Source organism: Enterococcus sp. FDAARGOS_553 (assembly GCF_003812305.1).
Taxonomy (GTDB): domain Bacteria; phylum Bacillota; class Bacilli; order Lactobacillales; family Enterococcaceae; genus Enterococcus_D; species Enterococcus_D gallinarum.
Map to the genome: position 1 here is coordinate 2,928,870 of NZ_CP033740.1, position 26,947 is coordinate 2,955,816.

Below are 26,947 nucleotides of genomic sequence, written 5' to 3' on the forward strand. Positions count from 1 at the left end.
ATAAAATGAATCGATGAAAAACAAGAACCCCACATACCCGCTCCCAAGCCAACACCAACAAAGTGATGGAGTGATGGATACATGGAATTCTAGTAATTAGTTAGTGTCCACTGGAAGGAAACAGCAAAAAATATTCCCGACTAATCACACGTCACTGGACTGTAATTTATACATAGAATTCTAGTAATTAGTTAGTGTCCACTGGAAGGAAACAGCAAAAAATATTCCCGACTAATCACACGTCACTGGACTGTAATTTATACATATCTGCATAAAGGCCTTGCTGTTTTAACAATGAATCATGGTTTCCTCGTTCGACGATACGTCCTTTATCTAAAACTAAAATCAATTCAGCATCCCGAATCGTGGATAATCGGTGGGCGATGGCAATCGTAGTTCTCCCTTGTCGCATATTCGCCAACCCTTCCTGGATCAATCCTTCTGTTTCGGTGTCGATATTGGCAGTAGCTTCATCTAAAACGAGGATTTTAGGATCAGTCACCATCGTTCTAGCAAATGAGATCAACTGTCGTTGCCCGCTGGAGTAGCTAGCGCCCCGTTCAATCACTTTGGCATGATAAGTGCCCTCCAGTTTTTCGATAAATTTATCTGCTTGCACAAATTTCGCTGCTGCTCGGATTTGTTCTTCGCTGATTTCTGGGTTCAATAAACGAATATTGTCAGAAATATCTCCATAGAACATGAAAGCATCTTGTAAAACCAATCCGACTTTTTTTCGTAATTCTTCGATCGTAAAATCGCGAATATCATGATCGTCAATCAAAATTTGTCCCTCACCAAATTCGTAAAAGCGCATTAAAACATTAATGATCGAGCTTTTGCCGCTACCAGTGTGTCCCACCAAAGCGACGGTTTCTCCTGGATAAGCAGTAAAGGAAATATTCTTCAATACATGATTTTCTCCATCATAAGAAAAACTGACATTACGAAATTCAATCTTTCCTTGTTCAATGACTTGATTCGCATCCGGATGTTGTTGTGGGGTAAATTCTTCATTATCCATGATTTTAAGAATACGGCTACCAGCCACCATGCCATCAGTAAAGACGCTGAGAAAATCCATCATCTGTGTCATAGGATTGAAGAAGCCTTGGACATAGGTGGTAAAAGCATAAATCAACCCCACTTCAATCGGAGAATGCAAAGCATCAAACCCAAACAACGTTAATGACATCGCAACTGCAATCGCATAGAGAAAATTGATGATCGGCGATAATAGCAACGAATTAGTACGAATCATTGCATACCTTGTCTTGAGGTATTCATCATTCGTTTCCTCAAATTCTCGGTTCAGACGTGCTTCTTGTCGGAACTGCTGGATAATCTGCATTCCCGAGATCGACTCGTTCAATTTCGTATTCAATTGACTTAATTTTTCTCGCATTTGACGATAGATTCGGGAGCTGAATTTTTGATAATACCAGATGACGATCATCAAGATAGGTAAGAAAATCAGATTCAATAAAGCAATTTTTACGTTGATCTGAAACATGGCGGCAAAAGAAGATAGGACTGCAAAAATACCAGTCAAAACCATCAAAAACACATACCAGAATTCATACAATGTTTCGGTATCATTGCTGACCCGCGACACAATCGAACCTGCTGGAGTCTGATCAAAATACCGCATACCTAAACTATGCAGCTTCTCGAATAACTTGGTCCGCACATATTGATACGTCTGCAAGGAAGCCATCGAGTATAGAAACCATTGAAAAAACCAGATGACTGCTTTGATGACTACCCCAAAGAAATAGAGACCCGCAAAGAAATAGATGATTTGATTGGTTGCTGACTGTTGTGTCAGATAGTTATCCATGAATGTCTGCAGAATTCTAGGCAGGAGAATGTTGACGATTGATAAGAGAAAAGCAAAGAAAATGGCTGCAAAAAATGTCTTCTTGAAGGGTTTTGCAAATTGTAACATCCGCTTGATGATCAATTTTTGCTCTTTAAATGGAATTGATTTTGACCATTCAGATTCTTGACGTTCCATTATACTTCACTCCCTTCAATTTTGGCTTCCAGTTGTTGCTTGTCCCACATTTTTTTGTACCAGCCATTTTTGGCTAACAGGGCTTCGTGGGTCCCTCGCTCGATGATTCTTCCTTCATCGATAACTAAGATCTCTTCGGCATGCTTCACACTACTTAGCCGATGCGCAGAAATAATCGTTGTTTTGTCTTTTCGATAGTCTCGCAATTTGTGCAAAATATCTTCTTCTGTTTTGGCATCGACAGCTGACAAGGCATCATCTAAGATCAGTAATTCTGGATCAACAATCAATGCCCGTGCGATGGACAACCGCTGTTTCTGCCCGCCAGATAATGAGACCCCTCGTTCACCGACCATTGTTTCGTATCCTTCTGGCAATGCTTTGATGTCATCATTGATTGACGCCAAATCAGCAGCCGCTTCAACCGCTTCTTGTGGTGCTTGGGGTACCGCAAAACGGATATTGTCTCGAATCGACATGGAAAAAAGAAAGTGATCTTGGGGAACATACCCGATAGAGCCCAATAACGCATTCAAAGTATAATCTTTGATGCTGTGCCCGCCAAAAAGAATGTCACCCTCATAATGATCATATTCCCGCATCAGCAACTTCAAAATGGAGGTTTTACCTGCACCGGTTTTGCCAACGATTCCTAATGTCTGTCCTTCATGTAAGGTAAATGCTATCTGTTGCAGCGTGATTTCTTCGGCATCATGATAGCGAAAAGCGTCTAACGCCACTTCAATTTTACCTTGAGCCGGCTCTTGGATCGCGTGTTTTTTTTCAACAATATGGGTTCTTTCCCCCAGCAATTCAGATACCCGATCATAGCTGGCATTCCCTCGTTCTAAAACATTGAACAGACGGCCAATGGCGAACATAGGCCAAACCAGCATACCAATATAACTAATAAATGAAACCAATTGGCCAATCGATATCTCTCCTGACATGACAAAACGACCACCCACAATAATCGTTAAGACATATGAGACACCGATAATCAATGTAATGAAAGGATCAAAAAGTGCATCTAAAAAATTGACTTTACGGTTCTTGATGATGGCATCATCAATTTTGGCTTGAAAATCTTGAATATCTTCTGTCTCTTGTCCAAACGTTTTGATGACTTTTATCCCAGTAATACTTTCTTGTGCTTTGTCATTAATCGCTGAAAAAGCTTCTTGCGAATCACGAAAAGCATCATGTAGTTTGCTGCCTAACACTCTAGCCATGACCGCAAGAAATGGCAAAGGAATCAACGCAATCAAGGTCAGACGCCAATCGATAAAAAGGATCATGGCGATGATCGTTGCTCCTCCAGAGATAAACGAATCCGCAAAGGTTAAAATACCCGCCCCAGCAACGTTTTGAATGGCGTTCAAATCATTGGTGGCATGGGCCATCAAATCTCCAGTTCGATGTTTTTGATAGAAAAGATGATCCATTTTGGTGAAGTGATCGAATAATTGACGACGTAAGCTTTTTTCCAAGCGTGCAGCACTCCCCCAAATATTTATCCGCCAGACAAAACGAAAAATATATTGTGCTAATGCAGCGGCAAGCAAAATACCTATCCAAAATAAAATCGTTTCTATCGAAATCTCTTTTTCTGCGATCTCATCAATAATGATTCCAATCACTTTGGGTGGCGCTAATTGAACGAGAGCCACCAAAACCAATGCGGCTACTCCTATATAATAATGTTTCCTTTCTTGTCTAAAAAACCAACCTAACTTTCTAAAAATCGACATAACACCCTCCTATTATTCACTCCTGTTGGCTACGATTTGAATCATCGAAATTTTCGGACTATTTTGGCAATGACTGACCTTCCGATGTAGTTACATTTCAATTCCTCGCGAAACACGTTTTGTTACCTACCCAACGATAGGCACAATTCATTTGCTCATCTACGCTTCGCTTACAGTTCTTCTAAGGGAAAATCACTAAGATGAACTTGCATGCCTCGCTGACGCGGTCAATCGCAGTGACTCGCAACACGAGGTATTCCTCCTCATTTGCTTATCTACGCTCTGCTTCGCTTACAGTTCTTCTAAGCGAAAAGCACTAAGATGAACTTGCATGCCTCGCTGACGCGGTCAATCGCAGTGACTCGCAACACGAGGTATTCCTCCTCATCTGTTTATCTACGCTCTGCTTCGCTTACAGTTCTTCTAGCGAAAATCACTAAGATGAACTTGCATGCTTCGCTGACGCGGTCAATCACAGTGACTCGCAACACCGAGTAGGTATTCCTCCTCATCTGCTCTGCCTCGCTGACGCGGTCAATCGCAGTGACTCGCAACAAAAAGCGAGCTGATGGGATCAGCCCGCTTTTTGCGCTAAAAAACCTATTTTTGGTTTTTCATTTGTTGCATCATTTGCCGAATCTTCTTCTCAGAAGGCTTTTGGCCCATTGACATCATCATCGAACGCAACATATCCTCATTAACGGGAGGATTTTTCTTCAGATAATCTTGCATATATTTACGCGCCAAAAAGAAGCCGCCGACAGCGCCTAATAATACCGCGATAACAACGATCACGATTACAATTCCTAAACTAACCATTTGAAATCTCTCCTTTCTCTTGTACTCTCAATGAATCATTTTACTAGAAAAAAATACAAAAAGAAAGAGAGAAAGCAGGATTTCTCCAAAAACATTCCCTCTATATATCAGCTTAATGCCACATCTCGTTTGTTGAACAACCAGTTTGTCAAAAAGTAGATCAATAAGCTGTATAACAAAAGTCCAATCGTCATTTCCCAATAATTCAAACCCGGATCAATTATTGCATTTTGCATATCCGTTTGATGCAATAATGTGGGAACCGTATCTTTGATATTCATAAAATTAAATGGATTCCACTTCAACCAAGGATATTTTTCTATCGCAAAAAGCATGATGGAGTTGATGATGCTGCTCCCGAACAACACAGCTACTCCTAATCCCACTGCCATACTTTGAGAGCGAATGACGGCAGAGATGAACAGAGTCATGGTCATATAAAATACAATCAACAGTAAATTCGTTGCTGCATAGACAAGAGCCACAACTATAGCTGGCAATTGATTATAATCCGTTGATGTGAAGGGAGATTCAGATACCAAAAACAAATTGCTGGCAAGAAAACTGCTTAGAAATAAAACCAGTGTGCCAAGCAAAGCAAATAAGAGTGTGTTGATGGCTTTTGCGGCTAATATCTGACTTCTTGAAAATGGCCGAATCAACAAAAACTTGATGGTCCCTCGACTAAATTCTTCTGCTACCGCTGAAGCTGCCACAATAACAACAAATAAATTCTAAAATGACGTCATGTCGCTTAGAAAAATAAATAGATCGTTGGCTTTAGTATCAGGCGAGCCTAAGCGGACCACATAGGTGAGTCCGAATGTTAAAACCACCAAAAGTCCCAACATGATCCATGTAGACTTTTTTTTCGTGACTTTGATCCATTCATTTTTTATTAGTGTCCTCATTCTAGAGCCCTCCCTCTTCCGTCCAAGCCAAAAATGTTTCTTCCAACGAAGATTGCTGCAATTTCATTTCCTTTAAACCAATCCCTGCATTAACGAGGGCAGCAGCGATCTCAGAACGATTATCCGTTTCAAGTGAAATCTGTAATCCATCCGTCAAAGCAAGCCCATCGATTTGGAATTTAGTCTTCAAGACATTTAATGCTTCCTGATCGTCATCTGTTTTGATGATCAGTAGGCTTTTTTCTGCCTTCAAGGTATCCATCGCGACTTGATGGGTCACTTTCCCTTTTTGGACAACGATCAGATGATCTGCAATCTGTTCGATATCACTTAATTGGTGACTCGATACTAAAACAGAAACACCCTGTTCTCTTAACATGAGAATCATTTCCCGAAACTCTCTCATACCCTTTGGGTCAAGTCCGTTCATTGGCTCATCTAATACTAAGAGAGTAGGACGATGGATTAATGCCTGTGCCACACCCAATCGTTGGCGCATCCCTAGTGAATACGTTTTGACTTTTTGATTGATATATTCTTCTAAATGAACTTGGCGAATCAAGTCATCCATCTCAACTGCCGTCATTTTTGTCTTCGCCATGCGCTGGTATTGCATCAAATTTTCGTAACCAGTCAGATAATTGTAGAACTCAGGATTTTCTACAATCGCTCCTACCGAGGCAATGGCTGCTTTAAAAGACGTTTCTAGGGAATTCCCCATGATCGTAATTGAGCCTTTATTGTGCTTCATTAAGCCAACGATCATTCGAATAATCGTCGTCTTACCCGCACCATTCGGTCCTAATAACCCGACCACTTGCCCTTGTTCCACTGAGAAAGAAGCATTATCAATGATTTGCTTGGTTCCAATCAGTTTCGATACATTTTTCAGTGTTAGTATTTCTGTCATTTCATCCCTACTTCCTATTCGCTATTTTTTTACTTTCATGCTAATAGTTATTACTACCATCCCACTAGAGTATTAAAAAGTCAACAGGAAAAAGAATGATCTTTTCAATTTGGTCTTCTTACTTCCGAATGAACTTCAAAGAATACGAGCCAGCTTCATCAAATTGGGATTTTAAATTAATGACATGATTTAATAAAAAATAAACGTAGTAGAAATCAAATTGTCATTTAACAAATGATGGAATTGGACTGAACATATAAATTTATAAAGAGGTGTTTTCTCCGAAATGTGAATAATTCATCTGCTGCTAGGAAAACTGATGGAAACTTAGGCTGTCAAAAACCTGTTTATGCTTTTCGCTCCGAATTTTATGAATCTTTTCTTTCAAACGTTCCCAGTCACTGCTGGTGGGCTGACCATTCCAATAAAAAATCTCCATTTGTTTGTTTGCCCCTAGCTGGCGATAGATTGGGTAATCACTGATTAGAATATCTGGTTCATCAACTGAAGGAACATGCTGGATTGCTCGATGGGAGGTGTTCAACAATCGATTTTTGATCCATAATTCTTGTGTCTTGCCAAATTTCGATTGAATAGAAAAAGTTACTGGACGCTCATATTTAATAAAGACTGTTCGAACGAGCATGCAGTATTGAAAGATAAGACGATCATTCTTCTTTGCAAACCCGACAAGTGGAGGGATTTCTCTTTTTATTGCGATCAAAAATCGTCTCATCGTTGGGTACATGACTGGGAAATAAGCTTCAAGCTCACTTTCCCTCGTTTGTTTTCCAAACCCATCTATTTTATGTTCTGTTCCAAAAACTGATGAGTAGGAATGAATCATGAGTAAGTTGACCAATAAATAATTTTTTTCTTTCGAAGTGAGTGCCAAATCAAAGTATGCAGACAGTTTGTCAATAATGATCTCCTCAGTCGAATACTGCTCATTATCAAACCAATCCTGATGGATTTCAGTCAGATCCTCTTCCAAATATGTATTCATTACTGCAAACATAAAATAAAGAAAACTGATTTCTTCGTCCGTGAGATCACTCACAGCGTAAACATTTGCCTGAAAAAAAGGTGCCAGTATGCATTCGGTGAACTTTCTTTTAGTCATCAATGGATGCTCGAAAGTCGTTATTTCATCAGGAATTTCTACGATAAAATGTCGCTGTTTGATTCGCTGCAATGAAATAGCCAGCAGAGATAAAAATTTATTGCAATCAATTTTTCGCATGTAAGGAGCGTGACGCTCAATTTGAGTAGCAATAGTTTGCTTGTCCCTTATCGTTGCTAAAAGATCTGAGTCCGTTTCATCAAACAACTGCCAATACATGACATGATAAAAATAACGTATGTAGTACTCTTTTCCTTCAAGTGGATTTCCTTTTCTTAAACTGTATGATAAATGATAATTTGCTAACACTTGATTCAATTCAGTCAATTTTCTTTGAATCGTCCGTAAACTGCTATATGTCTCTTGGCTTAATTGCTCTAATGAGTGGTACTTTCCCTTAAACAACAAATCAAGAAAGGTAAATCCGACAGTTCTTTCCACCAAGATTGCATAAACTTTGCTTAGCAGAAATCTAGGTGAAAATTCTATCTTGATAGTTTTTGATTCTGATTGATAATTAACCGTATACTCAGAATATTGCTCCTGAAATAATTCTACCTGTTGAATAACAGACAATAGCTTGCTAGTTTTATAGTTAAACACAGCCATCAGCTCTTTGGTTGAATAAGTTGTTTGATTCCTTTCATAACAATAGGTGAGAAACTGGTTGATTTGTTTTTCTGTTGTGTCAAATAATACATGAAACACTGATTGACCCTCGCTTAAATAGTTATTCAAACTTTGCCTTCATTTAAGTTTGATTTCATCTGGACAACTAAAAAGATCTTACAATATTGTAAGTTAGTGAATGTTTTGCGATCATACCACTTCAAAGGAACGATTGTCAAACTACCCGTCAAAGTCTTTTATTAAAAAATATCAGCTCAACAAATCTTGCGATTTGTTGAGCCGAATAAATTGTAACTGTTCATTTCTGGGGAAGAAATTTCCAATCATTTTGCTTGTTCTGCCTTTTTGCGACAATCTCTCAGGAGAGTTTACATGCCAATCTGACTATTCTTTATTTACTTCATTATCAGCAGCGACCGCTTTTTTATTTACAATATTAAATGAACTTCTTAAATGTCTTTTTCTGTTCTGAGTGTTTGTCCTGCCACAATTAATTTTCATCATTATTATCGTATGAGGAAAGACTATTGGGATTGCTCGTCTCCTTAAGTATACTAGTGTCAATGCTGGAACTCTCAGAAGAAGACGGTAGATCAACAATACTCCATTTACTTGGCTTTAAATTCTCTATAGTTGTAACGTCACCATCGTAAACAATCACTAAATCCACTTTGTTTTTACACTTGATCTCAGACATTGGTAAATCTCCACGAATTCTTAAAAAATTCTCAATACCGGAAACCCATTCTACATTCGTTAAAGTCGTTTCACCAATGACCTTTTTCTCAGTACCCTTACCATCCCAACCATAAGTTAACACTGCTCGAACCGATTTGGCTGATCGTGTTTTATTCGGACGAATAGGTATCGTGATCCACTTTGACTGCTCATCATAAATGATACGGTTCGTTCGTAAAGTCAAAGATAGTTTACCGGGAGCTCGTTCATTTGCCAAACTATCTATTTTAAAGAAAACAATAAGTAAAATAATAAAAAAGGCAATCAACAAGGGGATTTTATTCATTTGCTCACTTCCTAAATCTATTTCAGGTTAACTTGATAATGAGATTATAGTAGTTTTTTTAGTTAACCACGCGCCAAAAAAAAGACAGAATCAGGTGGAAATTGGCATTTTTCAGAAAACAACCAAAAAAGACTGACACAAGAAAGACAAAAAGTCGCAGCGAATTCTTCGAAAAATCCAGCAGCAAACTACCACTAACTAGATCAATATTTTGTCTCTTCTTATGTTCAGCCTTTTAAATCTGTAAGGATATTAGATTTGAAACGATATATTCACACGTTCATCCAATCTCCAATTCATTTTTTCTTTTTATTTTCGTTTATAGATAACGTAAGAAATCAAAAGCATGCCCCCGAGAATCATCCATTTATCATTGGTCATTCCGGTTTGCGGTAATTGAGGATTCCCTCCATTCTTTGGCGGTGCCCCACTCTGACTTACTTTAGGAGCGGATAATGAAGAGTTGTCCACGCTATTACCATTACTGTTGGAAGTCGCACTCTCGCTACTTAACTATTGGTCGTACTTTCGTTACTTGTGCTACTCATTGTACTCTCACTGCTTGCGGTCGTACTTTCACTACTTGTGCTACTTGTTGTACTTTCACTGCTTTCGGTCGTGCTTTCGCTTGAAGTGCTCGTTTCTCCGGTACCACTGCCCCCGCCTCCATATTTCGGCGTGTAGCCAGTAGTTGTGTGGACTGCTGCTGAATCATTGATCAATGCTTGAATGGTTCCCTTGTTTGTATATTGCTCCAAAGACCCATCAGTTTCTGTTTTATAGGTGATATAGATTCTCTCACTCGTATCCCGCAAAGGAATTTCAAAAGTGCCGTCTGAATTAAGCGTAATTGGGACTTGGTCAACATAAGTGGGATTAGTTACGCTTGGACCTTACACCACTCGTGCCGTGGTGCTGATCAATGCTTGATGGGGTCCAAGAGTATCAATGAATCTCCCATTTTTAATTGAAACCTTATTCGTATCATAAGAATTGATATAAATACGCCAATCAATCGTTCGTTTGGGTTCTTGTGTGCCTAGATAAAGCCCTTGTTTCGTAAGTAATGCACCTGTTCCAGTATCCTCAACCCCTCGAATAAATAAAGGAATTGTCTTAATTCCATTAACTGTTTCAAAATCGAGTTGATTGATCTGATCGACGGTAATGTCTTCACTAAATTTTGTCCAAAAGTAAAAATCTCCATGCACATTGTTGTTCTGCTCAACAAACTCAGTAAATACAAAAGTAAGCTGATTCCCAACTTGGGTGAGATTTACTACTAAATGACCGTTCTCATCATACAGTTCATAGCTATTATTGACACCTTCAATCTCTACTGGGAGGATAATCGTCGCTTTGTCCTCGGCCTTTAAGTCACCTAATCCTTCGAGACTCCATTTGAGATCAATTTTGAAAGATTCGTCTTCATCTAAAGTCGTCACTTCTTGATTCTGACTATTGACAACGGATACATCAGTGATTAAGTTTGCCCCCACATCCGTCTCTCCGTATACGATTTCCATACCGGTAAAAATGGGGATAGTTAGCAACAGAGCAACAAGTACTTTTGCAATCTTTGAAAGCATGTGATCCCTCCCTGATAGTTAATAGGTCACCGCCAGTATAATTTACGGAAAATTCAGAAGCAAGTCATACGAACTGTGCGAGTTATATCACAAGGCAGGGCTTCACTTTCAAATTAATCATCTGCTTTTCACAGAAAAAAACCTATCACTCAAACAAAGCGATAGGTTTTGGAAAAAGACTGACTGATTATTCTGTTGGATCTGCATAGCGATCAATTTGTTGATTATAACGTAGTTGACAACAAATATAAAAAATAACTTGGAACAATAAGTAAATACCTACGATTTCACCATAGAACTGCCAAACGGGCAATTCAACTAATAAACGCAGTGCGGTCATCGCAACAGCAAAATGAATCATTGCCACGATAGTTGGCAAAAAATACATAACTTGTAGCTGATGACGCAGAATTTTATGCCGTTCTTTTGGTGAAACACCAAGCACATGCAAAGAGCGATGGTAAGCGCCGTCCTTGTCAAGATCCGCAAACAGGCGGAAATAGATGATTGATGCAGAGAAAATAAAGAAAACGGAGCCCAGTAAAACAGTGATCATTAAAATGAGACCATTGCCTTGACGTGTTTCCTGGAAAACTTTGTATTTTGATTGATAACCAATATGAGACGGAATGCCTTCAAGTGCTTTTGACCACTCTTCATCGGACATCTCGTTGACTTTGTCTGCTCCTAATTCATCGTAGATAGCGGATACTTTTTCATCTGTTTCTTTATTTTCTTGATCGATTTGCTGATTGATACCATCAATTAACGTAGGATCGTCTGCCCACTCGGGGTAATCTAACCAAACAAATCCTCCCGAATCTTCAGAATCACCAATTTCTTTTTGCCACTTCTCAAAAGTTTGATCAGTTACAACACCAAGGCCAAAATAGTTCAACGAAAGCATTGAGGGACTATGAACGATCGTCATATCTTGCTGAAAATCGCTATCTCCGCCAATTTCCAGCGGATACACATGTTGTCGTTGGCTTTGGTCAACCGACAACAGTTCTTTACGTCTTGAATAATTGCTGCTAAGTTCAAGCACTTGATCATCCATAACAGGTTCAGCTTTTTCTCCGATTTGGCTCATCAATTTGCGATAATCACTTTCTCTCATCAATGAAAATGCATTGTTCATGTAATATGGATCAGTAGCAATCGCTGGATTTTCAAGATTTGTGTAGGTCTCAATGAGATCCACTTGTTCCATAACCGGATGATAGCCTTGCGCTTCCAATTTTTCTTTCACTTCAAACGCCTTCGTTTTACCTATTTCATCTTTTTCGTATTCCGAAAAAACATACGCTACACTAATTCCTTGAATCGAAGAAAACGAAGTGTTGCCAATCGCCATCATTACTGCTATTCCTACAAAAGCCACTGATGTACTAATGGCGATCAGACTGTACATTGCCGCATTGTCCCGCATACGAAAAATCCATTCACTAATCGTTAACAAGCGTGTTCCTTGTAAAAAAGAAGGACTTCTTTTAAGTTGTTTCAATAAGTAAACACTAAACTGATAGAAGGACAAGATCGTGCCTGCTACCGTCAACAAAACGCCTAATAAAAGAATCAAAAAACCGTCAGCTTTGAAAGAAAAATAAAACACACATCCGTAGCCGACAAAGAGCAAAAGCACCCCAAGGAATGCATAGATCCGACGACTCACAGGCTCCGGCCTGGGCTTCTCGTTTTCTTTGATCAATGATATGATCTTTTCCCCTTGTAAAGCACGCGTACTAAAAAATGAGATCAGCAGGAACATCAAAAGATACACGCCGATTGTTAATCCCAAACTAGTCAATGGAACCATAAAAGACAATCCGCGATTGAGATGCATTACATTCTGAGCAACAAGCAATAATAGCTTTGTTCCCAAAATTCCTAAGCCAACCCCTAGAAAGGTGGCCAGCGATCCTAATAACGCATTTTCAATAAATAGAATTCTTCGCAAATCCTTCTCTTCAATCCCTAAAATGAGATAGATCGCGAGATCACGTTTGCGACGTTTTAAGAAAACAACAAAGGTGTACCAAAGAAACATCAAAGATAAAAATGCAATTACTACTAAAGCAACCGCTAATCCCATCTTAGCTAGACTGGAAATGGTATCGCTCGCTGACAAGTTTTCTTTTAGTTGCGGATGGAACAAAAGCAGACTAAATATATAAAAAACCATGGCAGCAAATGTACTGCTTACGAAATAAGCAGCATAGGTGCGGAAGTTACCTCTTAAATTACGAATGATCAACTGTCTGAAATTCATGACGGCGACCTCCTAGATGTGCAAGAACATCAAGAATTTTTTGGTAAAATTGTTGCTGATCACTTCCGCGATAGGCCTCATTGTAAAGTTTGCCGTCTTTGATGAAAACAACACGATCAGAGAAACTTGCGGAATAGGGATCATGGGTAACCATCATCGTTGTCACTTGTCGCTGTTTGTTCATTCGGCTCAAAATTTCCATGACATCACGGGCTGCTTTAGAATCTAGATTACCTGTCGGCTCATCCGCAAGCAACAGTTCTGGCTGATGTATCAGCGCTCGAGCAATCGCAACACGCTGCTGTTCTCCACCGGACAACTGATAGATCCGTTTTTTTCTTTTGTCATTGATTCCTAACTCTGTCAAAAGCGCTTCACAGCGCCGTTTCATCTCATCAACCGGTACTCGATCCAATGTTAAGGGCAGCATAACATTCTCTGCCACATTTAGCGGAGACAATAAGTTATAATTTTGAAACACGAAACCTAACTGTCGGCGTCTAAACTCAGCAAGCTGTTGTTTTGGCAATGTCAGCGGTTGGGCGCCATTGATGATGACCGAGCCGGATGTTGGTTGATCCAGAGTCGCAACTAAATTCAGCATGGTGGTTTTACCACTGCCAGAAGGACCCATAATGCTAATAAATTCTCCGGCAGGCACTTTGAGATCAATTTGTTTCAACACTTCCACAGATACTTCACCAGTATACGTTTTAGTGATATTTTTCAACTCTAGTAAAGCCATAGCACTCACTCCTTTGCTGTCAGTGTAACAGGTTTTCTGAAACAAACTTATCGATTGTTTGAAAGATAACTTACAATTTTGTAAGTTTCGTTAGCTCTCGGGAAATTTTAATTGCAGGACAGTCCCTTGACCGACTTCAGAAGCAATCGTAACCGTAATCGAGAGTTTTTGACTAATGAGAGAGACTAAATAGAGTCCCATACCGGTAGCTTCTCCCCGCTGCCGTCCATTGTCACCGGTATAAAAAGGTCGGAACACCCGTGGCAAATCTGCCGCTGAAATGCCACAACCTGTATCTGTAATCGTCAGACTTCTGTTCGCATCATCTAATGCAAAAGTGACTGTTGCTTTCGGATTCGAGTATTTGATGGCATTACTGATCAATTGAAAAAGTAGAATCTGCAACCATTTTTTGTCTGTTGTTATCCAAAAATCAGTCTCATCCTTAATTTTCGGATAAATTTCATGCCGGATGAAATTGCGCTTCTGTTCACCGATGCTTTGCTTGATCAATGCTAATAAGGAGGTTGATTCAATCAAAAAGTCTTCTTCAAAATCTTCCAGACGAACAAAATTCAAGGCTGTGGCTAATCCGCTTTTCAAACGATCCGTCTCTGCTAAAAGATCGTAAGGGTCAATTTGACTACTCTCTGCCATCAGTTCTAGGACTGAGACTGGTGTTTTCATTTGATGGACCCAGATATTCATAAATTTGATATGGGTTTGATGATGGGCATCAATCGCTGCTAGTTGCTCTTGTACGTGATGATGGTCGTCATCTAAAAGCTTTTTGACTCTTCTAGCTAAGTAACCAGCGCTTCTTCCAGATGATCCTGTTTTTAGATAGTGGTAGAAACTGCGATTGGCGAGATAATCAATCGTGAAAACTCCTATCGCTAACAAGCCCACTAATAGTAAGCCATAGCCGATCACAAAACCATTGCGATACCCATCTAACCAAACGAGCAAAAGGATCAAAGCAATCGACATCCCAAATAAAGCAATTGCTGGTAATTGAACTTTCAAATATTCTTTCATTCTGGTCTCCCGGCAATAAAAAGAGCATAACCCTTTCCACGAATCGTTTGGATTGGTTCATCAAGACCGAGACTTACCATTTTTTTTCGCAGACGACCAACATTTACTGACAATGTGTTATCATCTACAAAACGTTCATCGTCCCATAATTTATTCAAGATCTGTTCTCTGGAGACCATTTCTGGATAAGCCATCATTAGTAAAGTAAGCAATTCTCCTTCACGAACAGTTAACACTTCTTCCTTTTCTAGATAATTCATCTTTAAAGCCTCAGGATAATAAATCAATTCCCCAGCTTTTAGTTGGCGAGCACAATTGCTCTGTGCATAGTCTCCATATACTCGCCGAATATGACTTTTTATTTTTGCTAAGAGTAATTCATAAGAAAACGGTTTGATCAGAAAATCATCTGCTCCATACTCAAGTGCCATCACTTGATCCATATTACCGTCACGAGCCGAAATAAACAAAATGGGTACCAAGGATTGCTCGCGGATTTTTTGACACCAATAAAAACCATCAAAAAAAGGTAAATTAACATCTAACAAAACCAAATCTGGCTCTATTCTATGAAATTCTTCCAAGATCTTTTCGAAATCCTGCGGAATAAAAGTCTCGAAGGCATAGCGAGACAGCTGACTTTCAATCATTTTGACTAATGACTTTTCATCTTCAATTAGAAATATTTTCACAGTGCACCTCCTAAAGTACTTCTAGTTTACCAAAAGCAACGGATCACTTCCTTAAAAAAATCAGAAAAAGATTGTCCACTTATTTATTGTAAGCAAAATGATTTTATAGTAAACTATTTCTCGTGACATGTTAAATATATCTAAAAGGTGGAAAATTGATGAAAAATGTTTTAGTTGTAAAAGCAAATAACCGTCCTGACGGAGTATCTGCAAAAATGTTCGATACTTTTGTAGAAAATCTAGATCGAACAGCAGTAGATGTAGTTACTTTTGATGTTTACGCACAACCAATGCCTTATATCGGACAAACATTGTTCGAAGCATTCGGAAAATTAGCACAAGAACAAGATTTAAACCAAGAAGAACAAGAATTGATGACCGTCCGTCAAGACGTCATGAATAAATTTGCAGCAGCAGATACGATTGTCTTTGCATTTCCTATGTGGAACTTGACGATTCCTGCGGCATTGCACACATTTATCGATTATATTTTCCAAGCCGGTTTCACTTTCTCCTACAATGAAGATGGATCTATGAACCAATTATTGAAAGACAAAGAAGTTGTCTTGTTAAATGCCCGTGGCGGTGTTTACTCAGGTGAAATGAGCGGCATGGAAAGTGCTGTTACATTTATGGAAAAAGTATTTGGTGGTATGTTTGGCATGACGATCAGCGATGAAGTAATCATTGAAGGTCACAATGCAGACCCTTCAAAAACTGAAGAAATCATTGCAGCCGGCCTAGAAAAAGTGGCAGAAGCAGCAAAAAAATTCTAATAAAAAATTAAAAATCTCAGGAATGATAAGCGAACCAACAATGCGAACTAGCAGTTATGGGACAGCTTTATTCCTGAGATTTTTTTATTACTGTTAAACAAGACCGTCTTTCCAATCAAGTGGTAAAAGCTGAGCAAGCGGCAGACTGCCCGCCTTCGTCAAGACTTGCGCAGAAAGATTGTCTTCAGACAGCTGACTGAGAAACTCGCGGCAACGACCACAAGGTGAGATCGGATGCCCCTGCCAGTCCACAGCCACAACTTTTGCAATGTGATGTTCTCCCGCAGTGATCATAGCTGCTGCAGCTGCATGTTCTGCACAAAAACCCATAGAACAACTAGTGTCAATGCACACTCCAGTAAAAACGTTCCCTTCTCTGGTAAGGATGGCTGCTGCAACACCGCCTGATTCTGCCCAGGGAGACAGTTTTCTTGGTGCAATCTTCGCTTGGGCGAAAGTAATCAATTCATCAAACTCCATCTATTCCTCCTGCTAAACCCATTCTTTCTTCAATAATCGAAACAGTTCCAGACTAGGTTAGACTTTTTTTACGCCATAGGATAATGTGGTTCATTGCTCCATGATCTTAGTCAACAAGTCTGGATCAAACGTTTGTTGCTGCAGCATGGCGATTTCAAAACCATAAGGAGCTTTTTTATTCTTTTTGTCTTCTCCAACATAAGGAGTTTCTAAAATTTTTGGGAGTTGCTTCAATTGTTCATGATGGACGATTTTATTCAATGCTTCAAAACCAATCGTTCCAAAACCAATATTCGCATGCCGATCTTTATGGCTGCCTTGGGGATTTTTGGAATCAATGACATGGATTACTTTTAAACGTTCCAGTCCAATGACCTTATCAAACTCATTTAAGACACCATCAAAATCTTCTTTGACGTTATATCCAGCATCATTGGTGTGGCAAGTATCAAACGTCACCGAAAGCTTCTCATTCAGCGTAACACCATCAATAATTGCAGCAATTTCTTCAAAACTGCGTCCGATTTCCGTTCCTTTACCAGCCATCGTTTCTAAAGCAATCTGAGCCGTTTGCCCTTTTTCCAAGACTTCGTTCAATCCTTTGATGATTTGCTTGATACCTGCTTCTGGCCCTGCACCAACGTGAGCTCCTGGATGCAATGTGATTTGCGTTGCGCCCAATGCCTGTGCTCGTTGAATCTCCGCTTGTAAAAACGACACCGCAAAGCCAAAATTTTCTGGTTTGATGGTATTTCCCAAATTAATGATATAAGGTGCGTGGACAACAATATTCGAAATGCCTGCTTTCGTCATGAAATCTTGTCCAGCAGCAATATTCATCTCTTCAATTTTCTTACGACGGGTATTTTGTGGAGCCCCCGTATAAATCATAAAGGTAGTTGCTTGGTAGCTTGCTGCTTCCTCTGCCGCTCCCAGCAACATTTTTTTCCCACTCATGGAAACATGTGATCCAATTAACATTGATTGTCTTCCTCCTAAAAATAAGTCTTGTCTATTATGCGAAAAAACATTCATTCACGCTAGTTTTTTGCTTGCCGTTTTCTTTGACTTTATCCACTATATTAAGCCAATCCAAATAAAATCAGTACGAGTGTCATGAGAGGCAAACTAATCAAGAAACTGATAGAAGACACAAAGCCGACTGCCTCTTCCTCCATACCTGCCAATACAGAATTGATCACACCGAATAAAGGAATTGGAGCAAATACCAGTAAACACAACACGGGCTTCAAAAAAGCGGGAAGAGGTAAAAAGAAAAAGCAGAGAAATAATAGCAAACCGATTCCATAACGCAAACTCAAAATCTTTCCTACCGTTGCAGCAGCATGTTTCGGTAAACGAAAATCTAAAAACAAACCAATCATGAACATCGATAGAAAGGTATTGGCATTACCGATAGGTTGGACTAGCTGGATCACCCCTTGCGGTAATGAGAGCCCAAAGCTGCGGATCAGCAACATGAATAAATAGCAAGTAAAGGTTGGCGATCGTAATAAATTAAGAATGATTTTTCCTGGCTCAAAAACTGTCCGTTTCCCGATTAGATACTCAATCAAAATGGTGGTGCCTCCTGCCAACATAATACTGTTACCCATATCAAACAATGAAATCAAGGGGATTCCTAATGGATAAAAACTTTGTGCAAAAGGAATCGCGAAATTTCCGATATTGAACCCGGAGCCACAATACATCGAAAACTGACGTAACACATCATTCTCTTTTTTGGTTAGGAAAAAGGCAGTCATAATCTGCACGAACGTGATGATTACCGCAATTAAAATTAATGCCAGTGCGTCCATTTGGATCTGCATATCGGCAAGATTAAGAATGATTGCTGCTGGCAGAGTGACATTGAGGATCATCCGAGACAGAATAGATCCATCCGCTTTTGATAGGACCTTTAGCTGTTTAAGAAAATACCCCAAAAAGATCATTGCAAAGAGACCAGCGGCATTCAAAAATAATTGTCCCATAAACGATCTGTTTCCTCCTCTATTGATTTGAAAAAAAGCGAACCCACTCAGCGGTTCGCTTTTTACTCATTTCACTCTCTAGCAACTAGCTAAAATGTCAACAAGAAATATTTTTTCTTCCCACGGCGAATAACAACATATTTGCCGCCGATACGGTCTTCTTCGTTGATCACGTAATTTAAGTCTTGTTGGCGTTCGCCATTCACATAGATTGCCCCGTTTTGGATATCTTCCCGGGCTTGTCGTTTCGATGCTTCGATTTTCGAAGTAGTCAACAATTCTACAATGTTTAACTCATCATCATTCGAGACTTGATAGGTTGGGACCCCTTTGAATCCTTGTGCAATTTCGTCAGCAGACAGTCCTTTGATATCCCCATTGAACAAGCTTTCAGAAATATGAACAGCTTGCTCATATGCTTTTGCACCATGAACTAATGTGGTCACTTCTTTGGCCAACGCTTTTTGGGCAACTCGTGTTTCTGGTGCAGCTAAGAATTCTTTTTCAATTGCTGCAATTTCTTCAAGTGATAAGAAAGTGAAGTATTTCAAGAATTTCACAGCGTCACGGTCATCCGTATTGATCCAAAACTGATAAAATTCGTAAGGTGTTGTTTTGTCGGCATCTAGCCAAACTGCATTCCCCTCAGTTTTACCAAACTTGGTACCATCTGCCTTAGTAATCAAAGGCATCGTCAAACCAAACCCTTGGACTTCTCGTTCGCGACGTAGCAGTTCAATTCCTGACGTGATATTTCCCCACTGGTCACTGCCTCCAAGTTGCAATAGACAGCCATGTTCATCATAAAGATTTAGGAAGTCATAGGCTTGCAGCAATTGGTAAGCAAATTCGGTATAAGAAATTCCCGTTTCAATGCGGCGTTTTACGCTTTCTTTGCTCATCATGTAGTTGATGGTAAAGTTCTTCCCTACATCACGTAGGAAATCGATCAATTTTAATTCGCCTAACCAGTCATAATTATTGGCTAAAATTGCTGGATTCGTTTGATCCTCAAAGTCAATAAAACGAGACAATTGATTTTTGATACTTTGAGACCATTCCTTGACGGTATCTAATGTATTTAATTGCCGTTCTTGGTCCTTGAAAGATGGATCCCCAATCATCCCTGTTCCTCCGCCTACTAATGCAATAGGAACATGTCCTCGTTGTTGGAAACGGCGCAGCATCAAGATCGGTAAAAGATGGCCAATGTGCAAACTATCAGCGGTTGGATCAAACCCAATATATAGTTTCACAGACTCTTCGTTTAATTGTTTGATCAATGCACTTTCGTCAGTAGTCTGATGAACCAGACCACGACTTTTTAATTCTTCAAAAAAGTCTGAACTCATTTTTTTTCCTCCTAAATCATTACTCACTGTTCATATTAACTGAAAATCCGCCTAAAGAAAAGCCTTAATCCCATTTTGGATCAATCCCGTATTTGTTATAATTTGATTGTGATAACGAGCAAAACTATCCAAGTGCGTTGATTTTTGCTATAATACAACGGAATCTATTCTAATATCATTGAGGTGACCATTTTTGCCCCAAAATAAGAAAAAACAACCAAAATCTCCAAGTACGAAAAAGAGCTGGTTTTATTTCAATATCAGCTTGCGCGTGCTCCATTCGCTCTTTTTAGTCGCAATTTCCTTTTTGATTCTGGGCGGTTCACTCGCACTAGGTATCGGTGTTGGCTATTTTGCATTTTTAGTAGAAGATACCGCTGCCCCGTCAAAAGAAGAACTGCAGCAAGAATTAACCGACATCACAGAGACTTCACAGCTAGCTTATGCGGATGGTAGTAAAATCGCCACGATTCGATCAGATCTGATGCGTACATCGGTTTCTTCAGATAAAATTTCTGATTATCTCAAAAAAGCGATCATTGCAACAGAAGACGAATATTTCAATCAGCATAATGGCGTCGTTCCTAAAGCGGTCGTCCGTGCCCTCCTCTCTGAAGCAACTGGCTTTGGTGGTGGCGGTGGATCGACATTAACTCAGCAATTAGTCAAACAGCAAATTCTCTCAAGCGAAACTACTTTTAAACGCAAAGCCAATGAGATTCTCTTGGCGATGGAAGTCGAAAAGTTTTTCTCTAAAGATGAGATAGTCACAATGTACTTAAATATTTCACCATTTGGTAGAAATAATAAAGGGCAAAATATTGCCGGCGTGCAAGAAGCGGCCCAAGGAATATTTGGCGTCAATGCTGCCGATCTTACACTTCCCCAAGCTGCTTTTATTGCTGGATTGCCACAAAGCCCGATCGTCTATAGTCCGTACACGAATACTGGTGAAATCAAAGAAAATCTCAGTGCCGGTTTAGATCGAAAAGACTTCGTCCTCTTTAGTATGTATCGTAATCATGACATCTCAAAAAAAGAATACGACGAAGCAATGGCTTATGATTTGAAACAAGACTTCAAAAAACAAGAAGCCATTGAGCAGACCGATCAGAGTTTCCTCTATTATACGGTTCTCAATGAAGCCAAAGATATCATCGCTAAACAATTGGCGGACGAAGATAAAGTTAGCGCAGAAGAATACAGTAAAGAAGAAACCTATCAGAAATATTTAGAATTAGCACAACAAAAATTAGTCAATGGTGGTTACATAGTTACCTCTACCATTGATAAAAACATCTATAATGCCATGCAAGACGCTGTGTCCAAATATGGCTATATGCTGGATAATTGGGGCGATGCGCCCATTGAAGTTGGGAATGTCATGATGGATAATGCAACAGGCCGTGTGCTTGGGTTCATTGGTGGTCGCGATTATCAGCAAAATCAATTCAATCATGCGTTCGATGCCCAAAGACAAGCTGGATCAAGTATTAAGCCAATGCTCGTTTACGGTCCTGCCATCGATGAAGGCTTGATGGGTTCTGAATCAATGGTCTCTGATTACGCAGCTAAATGGCGCACTGGTGAAAATGCGGATGAACCAATCGTTAACGCGACAAATAAGGGAACCAATACCTTTATGTCGATTCGAGAATCATTAGAAGTCTCTAGTAATATCGCTGCGACAAACATTTTTCAAGACATTTGGGAGCAAGAAGGTGACCCATTCTTCTCTTATAAGAATTATTTGAGCAAGATGAACTATCCTGAAGACAATAGTTGGGCTTATGAGTCTGCTCCTTTAGGAGTCACCAACGTAACTGTTTTAACTCAGACCAATGGATTCCAAACGTTAGCAAACAAAGGCGTTTACCAGGAAGGTTATGTGATCGAATCGATCAAGAACAATGAAGGCGAAGTCTTGTATCAGCATGAACAAAAACCAGTTCAAGTCTTCTCTGAAGCAACAGCATCAATCATGAATGACATGATGCGCAGTGTAATTGACGAACAAAAGACGTCTAACTTTAAATCCGTTGTTAGTGGTCTGGATTGGAACCTTGGAAATGCCGATTGGGTCGGTAAAACAGGTTCGACAAACAATTGGTCCGATTCTTGGCTCGTGGTCTCAACTCCTTCCATTACCATCAGTAGCTGGTCTGGTCGTGATGACAACAAAGCCACCGATAGTAGTGCCGGAACACGTACCGCTCAATACATGGCTTATTTGATCAATCGCATTTATCAATCCGACCAGAAGGTCTTTGGAGTGGATAAAAAATTCGAGTTATCCGATGATGTCAAAAAGATCAAAGTGTCTAAGGCTACAGGAACACTTCCAGGCGGCACGGTCACAGTAGATAACACAAGAAGAACCAATCCAAGCGACACAGTTACTTCGTATTGGACAAAAGGCGGTCCCAAAGAAGCATCCTTTGAATTTGGGATTGGCGGATCGAATGCCAATTATGCAGATTATTGGAAGAAAATCGCCCCTAGCCGAACAACAACATCTACTTCTACCAATACAGCCACGAACAATGGCTCTAGAAGTACCAATAAAGAAGAAAACGCCACGAACAATAACAATAATCAAAAAGAAGCAGAAAAAACGGAAGAAAAGAAAAACGAGCAGAAAGAGGATGACTGATTACGTCATCACAGTCATTTGCCAAAATCTGTTTTACCTGAAGAACGGGAAGCACATCGTTGCTCCTGTTCTTTTTTATATCTATATGTAAATAAAAAAACCGCTCCTAAGAACGGTTTCTTCTTTTTTCTCACTTATTTCGTTGAACTCTTTTCAGAGATACCATATGGTAAAACAATTGTTTTTTGTTCTACTTCTTCTTTGTTCATCATTTTCGTTAGTAAACGCATCGCTACAGCACCCATGTCATATAAAGGCTGTGTCACGCTAGATAAACGTGGACGGGCAGCTTCTGCCAATAAAGAATTGTTGGCTGTAATGATTTCAAATTCTTCAGGTACTTTGACACCTCGGTCAATCAAACCGTCTAGAACACCGATAGCAAGTTCATCGTCTGTTACATATGCCGCTGTCGCTCCACTGTTCATGATTCGTTCAACTAATGCCAAGCCTTCTTTAAAGCTATAAGGCGCTTCAAAAATCAAGCCTTCTGAATAGTCTAAGTTGTTTTCTTTTAACGCTTCTTTATACCCTTTCAACCGGTTTTGACCGTTGATTGGATCAATCAATGCACCGCTGACAAAAGCGATCTTTTGATTGTTTTTGGCTAGTAAACTTACTGCATCTTTCGTAGCTGCTGTATAATCAATGTTCACGCTCCCCACTTGTTCATCGGGATCGATTGAGCCAGCAAGTACCACTGGTGTTTTTGAACGCGAAAATTCGCCACGGATTTCATCAGTGATCCGATGACCCATGAAAATCACACCGTCTACTTGTTTTGCCAAAAGATTGTTCAGTACGTTTACTTCCTTCATACTATCGCCATCGGAATTCGCCAAGATAATGTTGTATTTGTACATCGTTGCTACGTCATCGATCCCACGAGCCAATGAAGAAAAGAACATATTGCTGACATCGGGAATGATTACACCGACTGTAGTTGTTTTTTTGCTAGCCAATCCTCGTGCAACAGCATTTGGACGATAATCTAAGCGGTCAATGACTTCCAGAACCTTCTTACGTGTCGCTGGCTTAACATTTGGATTGCCGTTCACGACACGAGAAACCGTCGCCATCGAAACATTTGCCTCACGAGCAACATCATAAATCGTAATTGTTTGTTTTTCCATGATATATCTCCCTTTATTCTGTTTTCAGAAAATCTTATTTACATTTCTTTGATAGAATAGCAAACTTTTTGCGAATATGCAACCGTTTTAATTCCGCTTTCATGAAAACTTAGTCAATTTTACATATTTACGGACAAGCATTCTCCAGTAAAGCGTGCTAAAATGGAGAAAGAATACTTGAAAGAAGGTTTTTTCATGAATAAAGAAAAAATACAAGAAATGACAACGTGGTTAGCCAGCAATCAAGCTGAGGTCGCTTATATCTCAAATCCTTCAACGATTGCCTATTTTTCAGGTTTCAAGAGTGAACCTCATGAACGCGTATTAGCACTCTTTCTTTCACCTGATAAAGACCCTTTCCTATTTACACCAGCTTTAGAAGTTGAAGAAGCTAAAAATAGTGGCTGGCCCTACGATGTGATTGGTTATTTAGATAGTGAAGATCCTTGGAAAAAAATCTGTTCAGAGCTAGAATCTCGTTATCACCTCAAACGATTAGCACTAGAAAAGAATGATTTGACTGTTGAACGTTTCGAAGCATTGAATGGTTTCCTTCCAGGAACTGATTTTTCACTTGATATCACTCCTGTGATCCAGAAAATGCAATTAACCAAAACAGCAGCGGAAATCGACACATTGCTTGAAGCAGGTAATTGGGCAGACGTCGCTTTTGAGATTGGTTTTTCTGCTGTCAAAGAAGGTATTTCTGAAATGGAGATCGTTGCAGAGATTGAATATCAACTCAAAAAACGCGGCGTTTCCCACATGTCCTTTGATACGACGGTCTTAGCAGGTGCCAATGCTGCAAGCCCTCATGGGGTTCCAGGTAAACAACAAATCAAACCAAATGAACTAGTTCTCTTCGACCTAGGTGTGATCTGGAATGGCTATTGCAGCGACGCAACGCGTACCATTGCCTATCACGAGCCGACTGAATTGCAACGAAATATCTATGATATCGTCCTTGAAGCGGAACTGACTGCCCAAGCAGCTGTTAGACCAGGCATTACTGCGGGTCAACTGGACGAAATTGCTCGTGGGGTCATCGAAAGTCATGGATACGGTGAATACTTCAATCATCGATTGGGTCACGGGATCGGCACAACGGTTCATGAATTTCCATCATTGATTACCGGGAATGATTTGGTGATTGAAGAAGGCATGTGTTTCTCCATCGAACCTGGGATTTACATTCCTGAACAAGTCGGTGTTCGTATCGAAGATTGTATCTATGTTACTGAAACTGGTTGTGTGCCGTTTACAAAAACTGCAAAAGAGCTACTAGTATTGAATTAACAAAGGAGATGGATTATGACGCAAAATGTATTGGTTTTAGGTGGGACACGCTTTTTTGGCAAACATCTCGTCAATGAACTGCTTACACAGGGTGCGAACGTAACGATTGCTACTCGTGGAAAAACACCAGACTCATTTGGTCCAAAGGTAACTCGATTGATTTTTGACAGAGAAGATGAAGACAGTATCCGATCTGTTTTGACAAAAGAAACTTATGATGTGATTTACGATAATATCGCCTATACCTCCAATGATATTGATATTTTGATGCGTCATGTCACTACCGAACGCTATATTGTCACAAGCTCTATGTCTGTTTATCCAACTTTCCATGACAATCTGGTCGAAAAAGATTTTGATCCAACAGCACATGCTTATCGTCTTGTGACCTCAGAACAAGTGAACTATGCAGAAGGAAAACGCAGTGTCGAGGAGATTTTAAGCCAAAAATACTCACAAAATTCGGCATTTGTCCGCTTTCCTTATGTGGTGGGAATTGATGACTATACCAAACGGTTGTCTTTCTATATTCAATCCGTTTGTCAAAAAAAAGCCATGTTTATTGACAATCTTTCCCATCAAATGAGTTTTATCGATTCTAAAGAAGCAGGAAAATTTTTAGCATTTTTAGGAACCAGTTCCTTTACAGGCCCCGTCAACGCTGCTGCTAAAGGTACCCTCTCACTGGCAGAAATTTTAGCTTATGTCTCAAAAGAAACTGGCATTGACCCACTTTTATCACCTACCGGAGAAGCTGGAAAATACAATGGCACGCCTGAATATTCGATAAATGTAGCACTAGCTGAAGCAAATGGCTTTCAATTCTCCCAACTATCTGATTGGATCTACTCACTATGTGATCAAGAGATCAAAAACGCTTAACTATGTGCGCCTTCGCTAAAAAAAACACATCCAAACTAGAAATAAATGCGTCTGTGATCTGTTTGATCGCAGGAACCGTGTTGTCACGGCTCGGCATTTTATCTTCGTTTGGATGTTTTTTTGCTACCGATTAAAAGCAGCTCCTTTAACTTTCAAAAGAGAAAGATTATGCTTCTGGATTATTTTTTTCCATTTTATCTTTTAATTCTTCTTTGACTTCTTCAAAATCTTCTTTCGCATCTTTGGCTTCTGATTTTGTTGTTGCTTTTACATCAGCCGCTTTTTTATTTGCTTCATGTTTCAATTCGTTTGCTGCTGATTTTGTTTCTTTTGCAGCATCATCTACGATTGGTTTGGCCTCTTCTGCCCCTTCTTTTACCGTTTCCTTCATGTCTGCAGCGGAAGATTTTGCATCAATAAAAATGTCTTCTGCTGTTTCTTGGACGTCTTCATGAAGATCACTAGCAGAATTTTTGACTTCGTCAGCAGATTTTTTGAAGCGCTCAGATAAATCTCCTGCCTGTTTTTTTAATTCTTCAACTGTATCGCTAGAAGAACTAGCTGCATTATCTTTTAAGTCATCTACTTTTGCAGTCAATGAATCAGTAAAACCTGAAGCTTGTTCGCCAAGTTTAGCTGCTTTATCTTTAGCGATCTCCACTAAATCGGTACTTTTATCTTTAGCCATATCACCATAATCAGAAGCTTTATCCAATAAATCATCGGCTTGTTTGGCTAGTTTGTTTCGCAAGTTTTTACCTGACTCGGGTGCTAATAACAGGGCTGCTACCGCTGCTGCTGTCCCACCAATTACTGCACCTAATAGAAATCCACCTTTTTTACTCATTGAAATTCCTCCT

At 39.7% G+C, this 26,947-nt stretch carries 23 protein-coding genes and 1 pseudogene; 4 read left to right on the forward strand and 20 right to left on the reverse strand.

What is annotated here, in order from left to right; genetic code table 11:
* Positions 1-235: 235 nt before the first annotated feature.
* The 14 genes and pseudogenes from EGX73_RS14495 to EGX73_RS14550 all read right to left on the reverse strand — a co-directional run bounded on the left by EGX73_RS14495 (position 236) and on the right by EGX73_RS14550 (position 15,521).
* A complete protein-coding gene (locus tag EGX73_RS14495) occupies positions 236-2,020 on the reverse strand; it encodes an ABC transporter ATP-binding protein (RefSeq protein ID WP_029486710.1) in 1,785 nt (594 codons plus the stop codon).
* Positions 2,017-3,768 carry an ABC transporter ATP-binding protein gene (locus tag EGX73_RS14500; protein WP_003126259.1) on the reverse strand — a complete coding sequence of 584 codons (1,752 nt, stop codon included), beginning with the start codon at positions 3,766-3,768 and terminating at the stop codon, positions 2,017-2,019. Before EGX73_RS14500 ends, EGX73_RS14495 begins: the two co-directional genes overlap by 4 nt.
* A gap of 600 nt (positions 3,769-4,368) precedes the next feature.
* On the reverse strand, positions 4,369-4,587 hold the full coding sequence (locus EGX73_RS14505) for a YneF family protein (RefSeq protein WP_003126258.1): 219 nt from the start codon (positions 4,585-4,587) through the stop codon (positions 4,369-4,371).
* A gap of 107 nt (positions 4,588-4,694) precedes the next feature.
* Positions 4,695-5,498, reverse strand: a pseudogene (locus EGX73_RS14510) (ABC transporter permease).
* A 1-nt stretch (position 5,499) separates the two neighbouring features.
* Positions 5,500-6,408 (reverse strand): ABC transporter ATP-binding protein, encoded by a 909-nt coding sequence (locus tag EGX73_RS14515; protein WP_005471183.1) that lies wholly within the window; start codon positions 6,406-6,408, stop codon positions 5,500-5,502.
* A gap of 307 nt (positions 6,409-6,715) precedes the next feature.
* Positions 6,716-8,239 carry a helix-turn-helix domain-containing protein gene (locus EGX73_RS14520; RefSeq protein ID WP_005471181.1) on the reverse strand — a complete coding sequence of 508 codons (1,524 nt, stop codon included), beginning with the start codon at positions 8,237-8,239 and terminating at the stop codon, positions 6,716-6,718.
* 412 nt (positions 8,240-8,651) lie between these two features.
* The gene (locus EGX73_RS14525) at positions 8,652-9,185 is read right to left on the reverse strand and encodes a hypothetical protein (RefSeq protein ID WP_003126254.1); all 534 of its coding nucleotides are present in this window, start codon (positions 9,183-9,185) and stop codon (positions 8,652-8,654) included.
* Between the two features lie 309 nt (positions 9,186-9,494).
* Positions 9,495-9,566, reverse strand: a complete 72-nt coding sequence (locus EGX73_RS16305) for a hypothetical protein (protein WP_229073500.1) — start codon at positions 9,564-9,566, stop codon at positions 9,495-9,497.
* Positions 9,567-9,694: 128 nt separating this feature from the next.
* The gene (locus EGX73_RS16000; protein WP_143352204.1) at positions 9,695-9,943 is read right to left on the reverse strand and encodes a hypothetical protein; all 249 of its coding nucleotides are present in this window, start codon (positions 9,941-9,943) and stop codon (positions 9,695-9,697) included.
* Between the two features lie 135 nt (positions 9,944-10,078).
* Positions 10,079-10,774, reverse strand: coding sequence for an Ig-like domain-containing protein (locus EGX73_RS16005; RefSeq protein WP_172956419.1), 696 nt, complete (start codon positions 10,772-10,774; stop codon positions 10,079-10,081).
* A 187-nt stretch (positions 10,775-10,961) separates the two neighbouring features.
* Entirely contained in the window at positions 10,962-13,046 is a 2,085-nt protein-coding gene (locus EGX73_RS14535; RefSeq protein ID WP_003126251.1) for an FtsX-like permease family protein, read from the reverse strand.
* Positions 13,018-13,791, reverse strand: coding sequence for an ABC transporter ATP-binding protein (locus EGX73_RS14540; RefSeq protein WP_003126250.1), 774 nt, complete (start codon positions 13,789-13,791; stop codon positions 13,018-13,020). The genes EGX73_RS14535 and EGX73_RS14540 overlap by 29 nt, the downstream gene beginning before the upstream one ends.
* A gap of 90 nt (positions 13,792-13,881) precedes the next feature.
* The gene (locus EGX73_RS14545; protein ID WP_123867031.1) at positions 13,882-14,829 is read right to left on the reverse strand and encodes a HAMP domain-containing sensor histidine kinase; all 948 of its coding nucleotides are present in this window, start codon (positions 14,827-14,829) and stop codon (positions 13,882-13,884) included.
* Positions 14,826-15,521: a response regulator transcription factor gene (locus EGX73_RS14550; protein ID WP_029486699.1), complete on the reverse strand. Its 696-nt coding sequence runs from the start codon at positions 15,519-15,521 to the stop codon at positions 14,826-14,828. The genes EGX73_RS14545 and EGX73_RS14550 overlap by 4 nt, the downstream gene beginning before the upstream one ends.
* A 158-nt stretch (positions 15,522-15,679) precedes the next feature.
* Here EGX73_RS14550 and EGX73_RS14555 point away from each other — a divergent pair, with 158 nt between their 5' ends.
* Positions 15,680-16,297 (forward strand): FMN-dependent NADH-azoreductase, encoded by a 618-nt coding sequence (locus EGX73_RS14555; RefSeq protein ID WP_005471177.1) that lies wholly within the window; start codon positions 15,680-15,682, stop codon positions 16,295-16,297.
* A 93-nt stretch (positions 16,298-16,390) separates the two neighbouring features.
* Here EGX73_RS14555 and EGX73_RS14560 read toward each other — a convergent pair whose 3' ends face one another.
* From EGX73_RS14560 to tyrS, 4 genes are all read right to left on the reverse strand, one after another.
* On the reverse strand, positions 16,391-16,777 hold the full coding sequence (locus EGX73_RS14560) for a cytidine deaminase (protein ID WP_029486697.1): 387 nt from the start codon (positions 16,775-16,777) through the stop codon (positions 16,391-16,393).
* Positions 16,778-16,867: 90 nt separating this feature from the next.
* Positions 16,868-17,758, reverse strand: a complete 891-nt coding sequence (locus tag EGX73_RS14565) for a deoxyribonuclease IV (RefSeq protein WP_123867032.1) — start codon at positions 17,756-17,758, stop codon at positions 16,868-16,870.
* Positions 17,759-17,859: 101 nt separating this feature from the next.
* The gene (locus EGX73_RS14570; protein ID WP_003126243.1) at positions 17,860-18,771 is read right to left on the reverse strand and encodes an AEC family transporter; all 912 of its coding nucleotides are present in this window, start codon (positions 18,769-18,771) and stop codon (positions 17,860-17,862) included.
* Positions 18,772-18,860: 89 nt separating this feature from the next.
* Positions 18,861-20,123, reverse strand: coding sequence for a tyrosine--tRNA ligase (gene tyrS, locus EGX73_RS14575; protein WP_123867033.1), 1,263 nt, complete (start codon positions 20,121-20,123; stop codon positions 18,861-18,863).
* A 193-nt stretch (positions 20,124-20,316) separates the two neighbouring features.
* Between tyrS and EGX73_RS14580 the strand changes: the two genes are divergently transcribed.
* A complete protein-coding gene (locus EGX73_RS14580; protein WP_123867034.1) occupies positions 20,317-22,776 on the forward strand; it encodes a transglycosylase domain-containing protein in 2,460 nt (819 codons plus the stop codon).
* Between the two features lie 134 nt (positions 22,777-22,910).
* Here the strand turns inward: EGX73_RS14580 and ccpA are convergent, their stop codons facing one another.
* Positions 22,911-23,909 carry a catabolite control protein A gene (gene ccpA, locus EGX73_RS14585; protein ID WP_003126239.1) on the reverse strand — a complete coding sequence of 333 codons (999 nt, stop codon included), beginning with the start codon at positions 23,907-23,909 and terminating at the stop codon, positions 22,911-22,913.
* 195 nt (positions 23,910-24,104) lie between these two features.
* On the opposite strand from ccpA, the gene EGX73_RS14590 reads away from it, so the two are divergent.
* Together EGX73_RS14590 and EGX73_RS14595 are read left to right on the forward strand one after the other, a co-directional pair.
* On the forward strand, positions 24,105-25,205 hold the full coding sequence (locus EGX73_RS14590) for an aminopeptidase P family protein (protein ID WP_003126238.1): 1,101 nt from the start codon (positions 24,105-24,107) through the stop codon (positions 25,203-25,205).
* Between the two features lie 15 nt (positions 25,206-25,220).
* Complete coding sequence (locus EGX73_RS14595; RefSeq protein WP_003126237.1) at positions 25,221-26,087, forward strand: NAD-dependent epimerase/dehydratase family protein; 867 nt, start codon at positions 25,221-25,223, stop codon at positions 26,085-26,087.
* 166 nt (positions 26,088-26,253) lie between these two features.
* Here EGX73_RS14595 and EGX73_RS14600 read toward each other — a convergent pair whose 3' ends face one another.
* Positions 26,254-26,934: a YtxH domain-containing protein gene (locus tag EGX73_RS14600; protein WP_003126236.1), complete on the reverse strand. Its 681-nt coding sequence runs from the start codon at positions 26,932-26,934 to the stop codon at positions 26,254-26,256.
* Positions 26,935-26,947 lie beyond the last annotated feature (13 nt).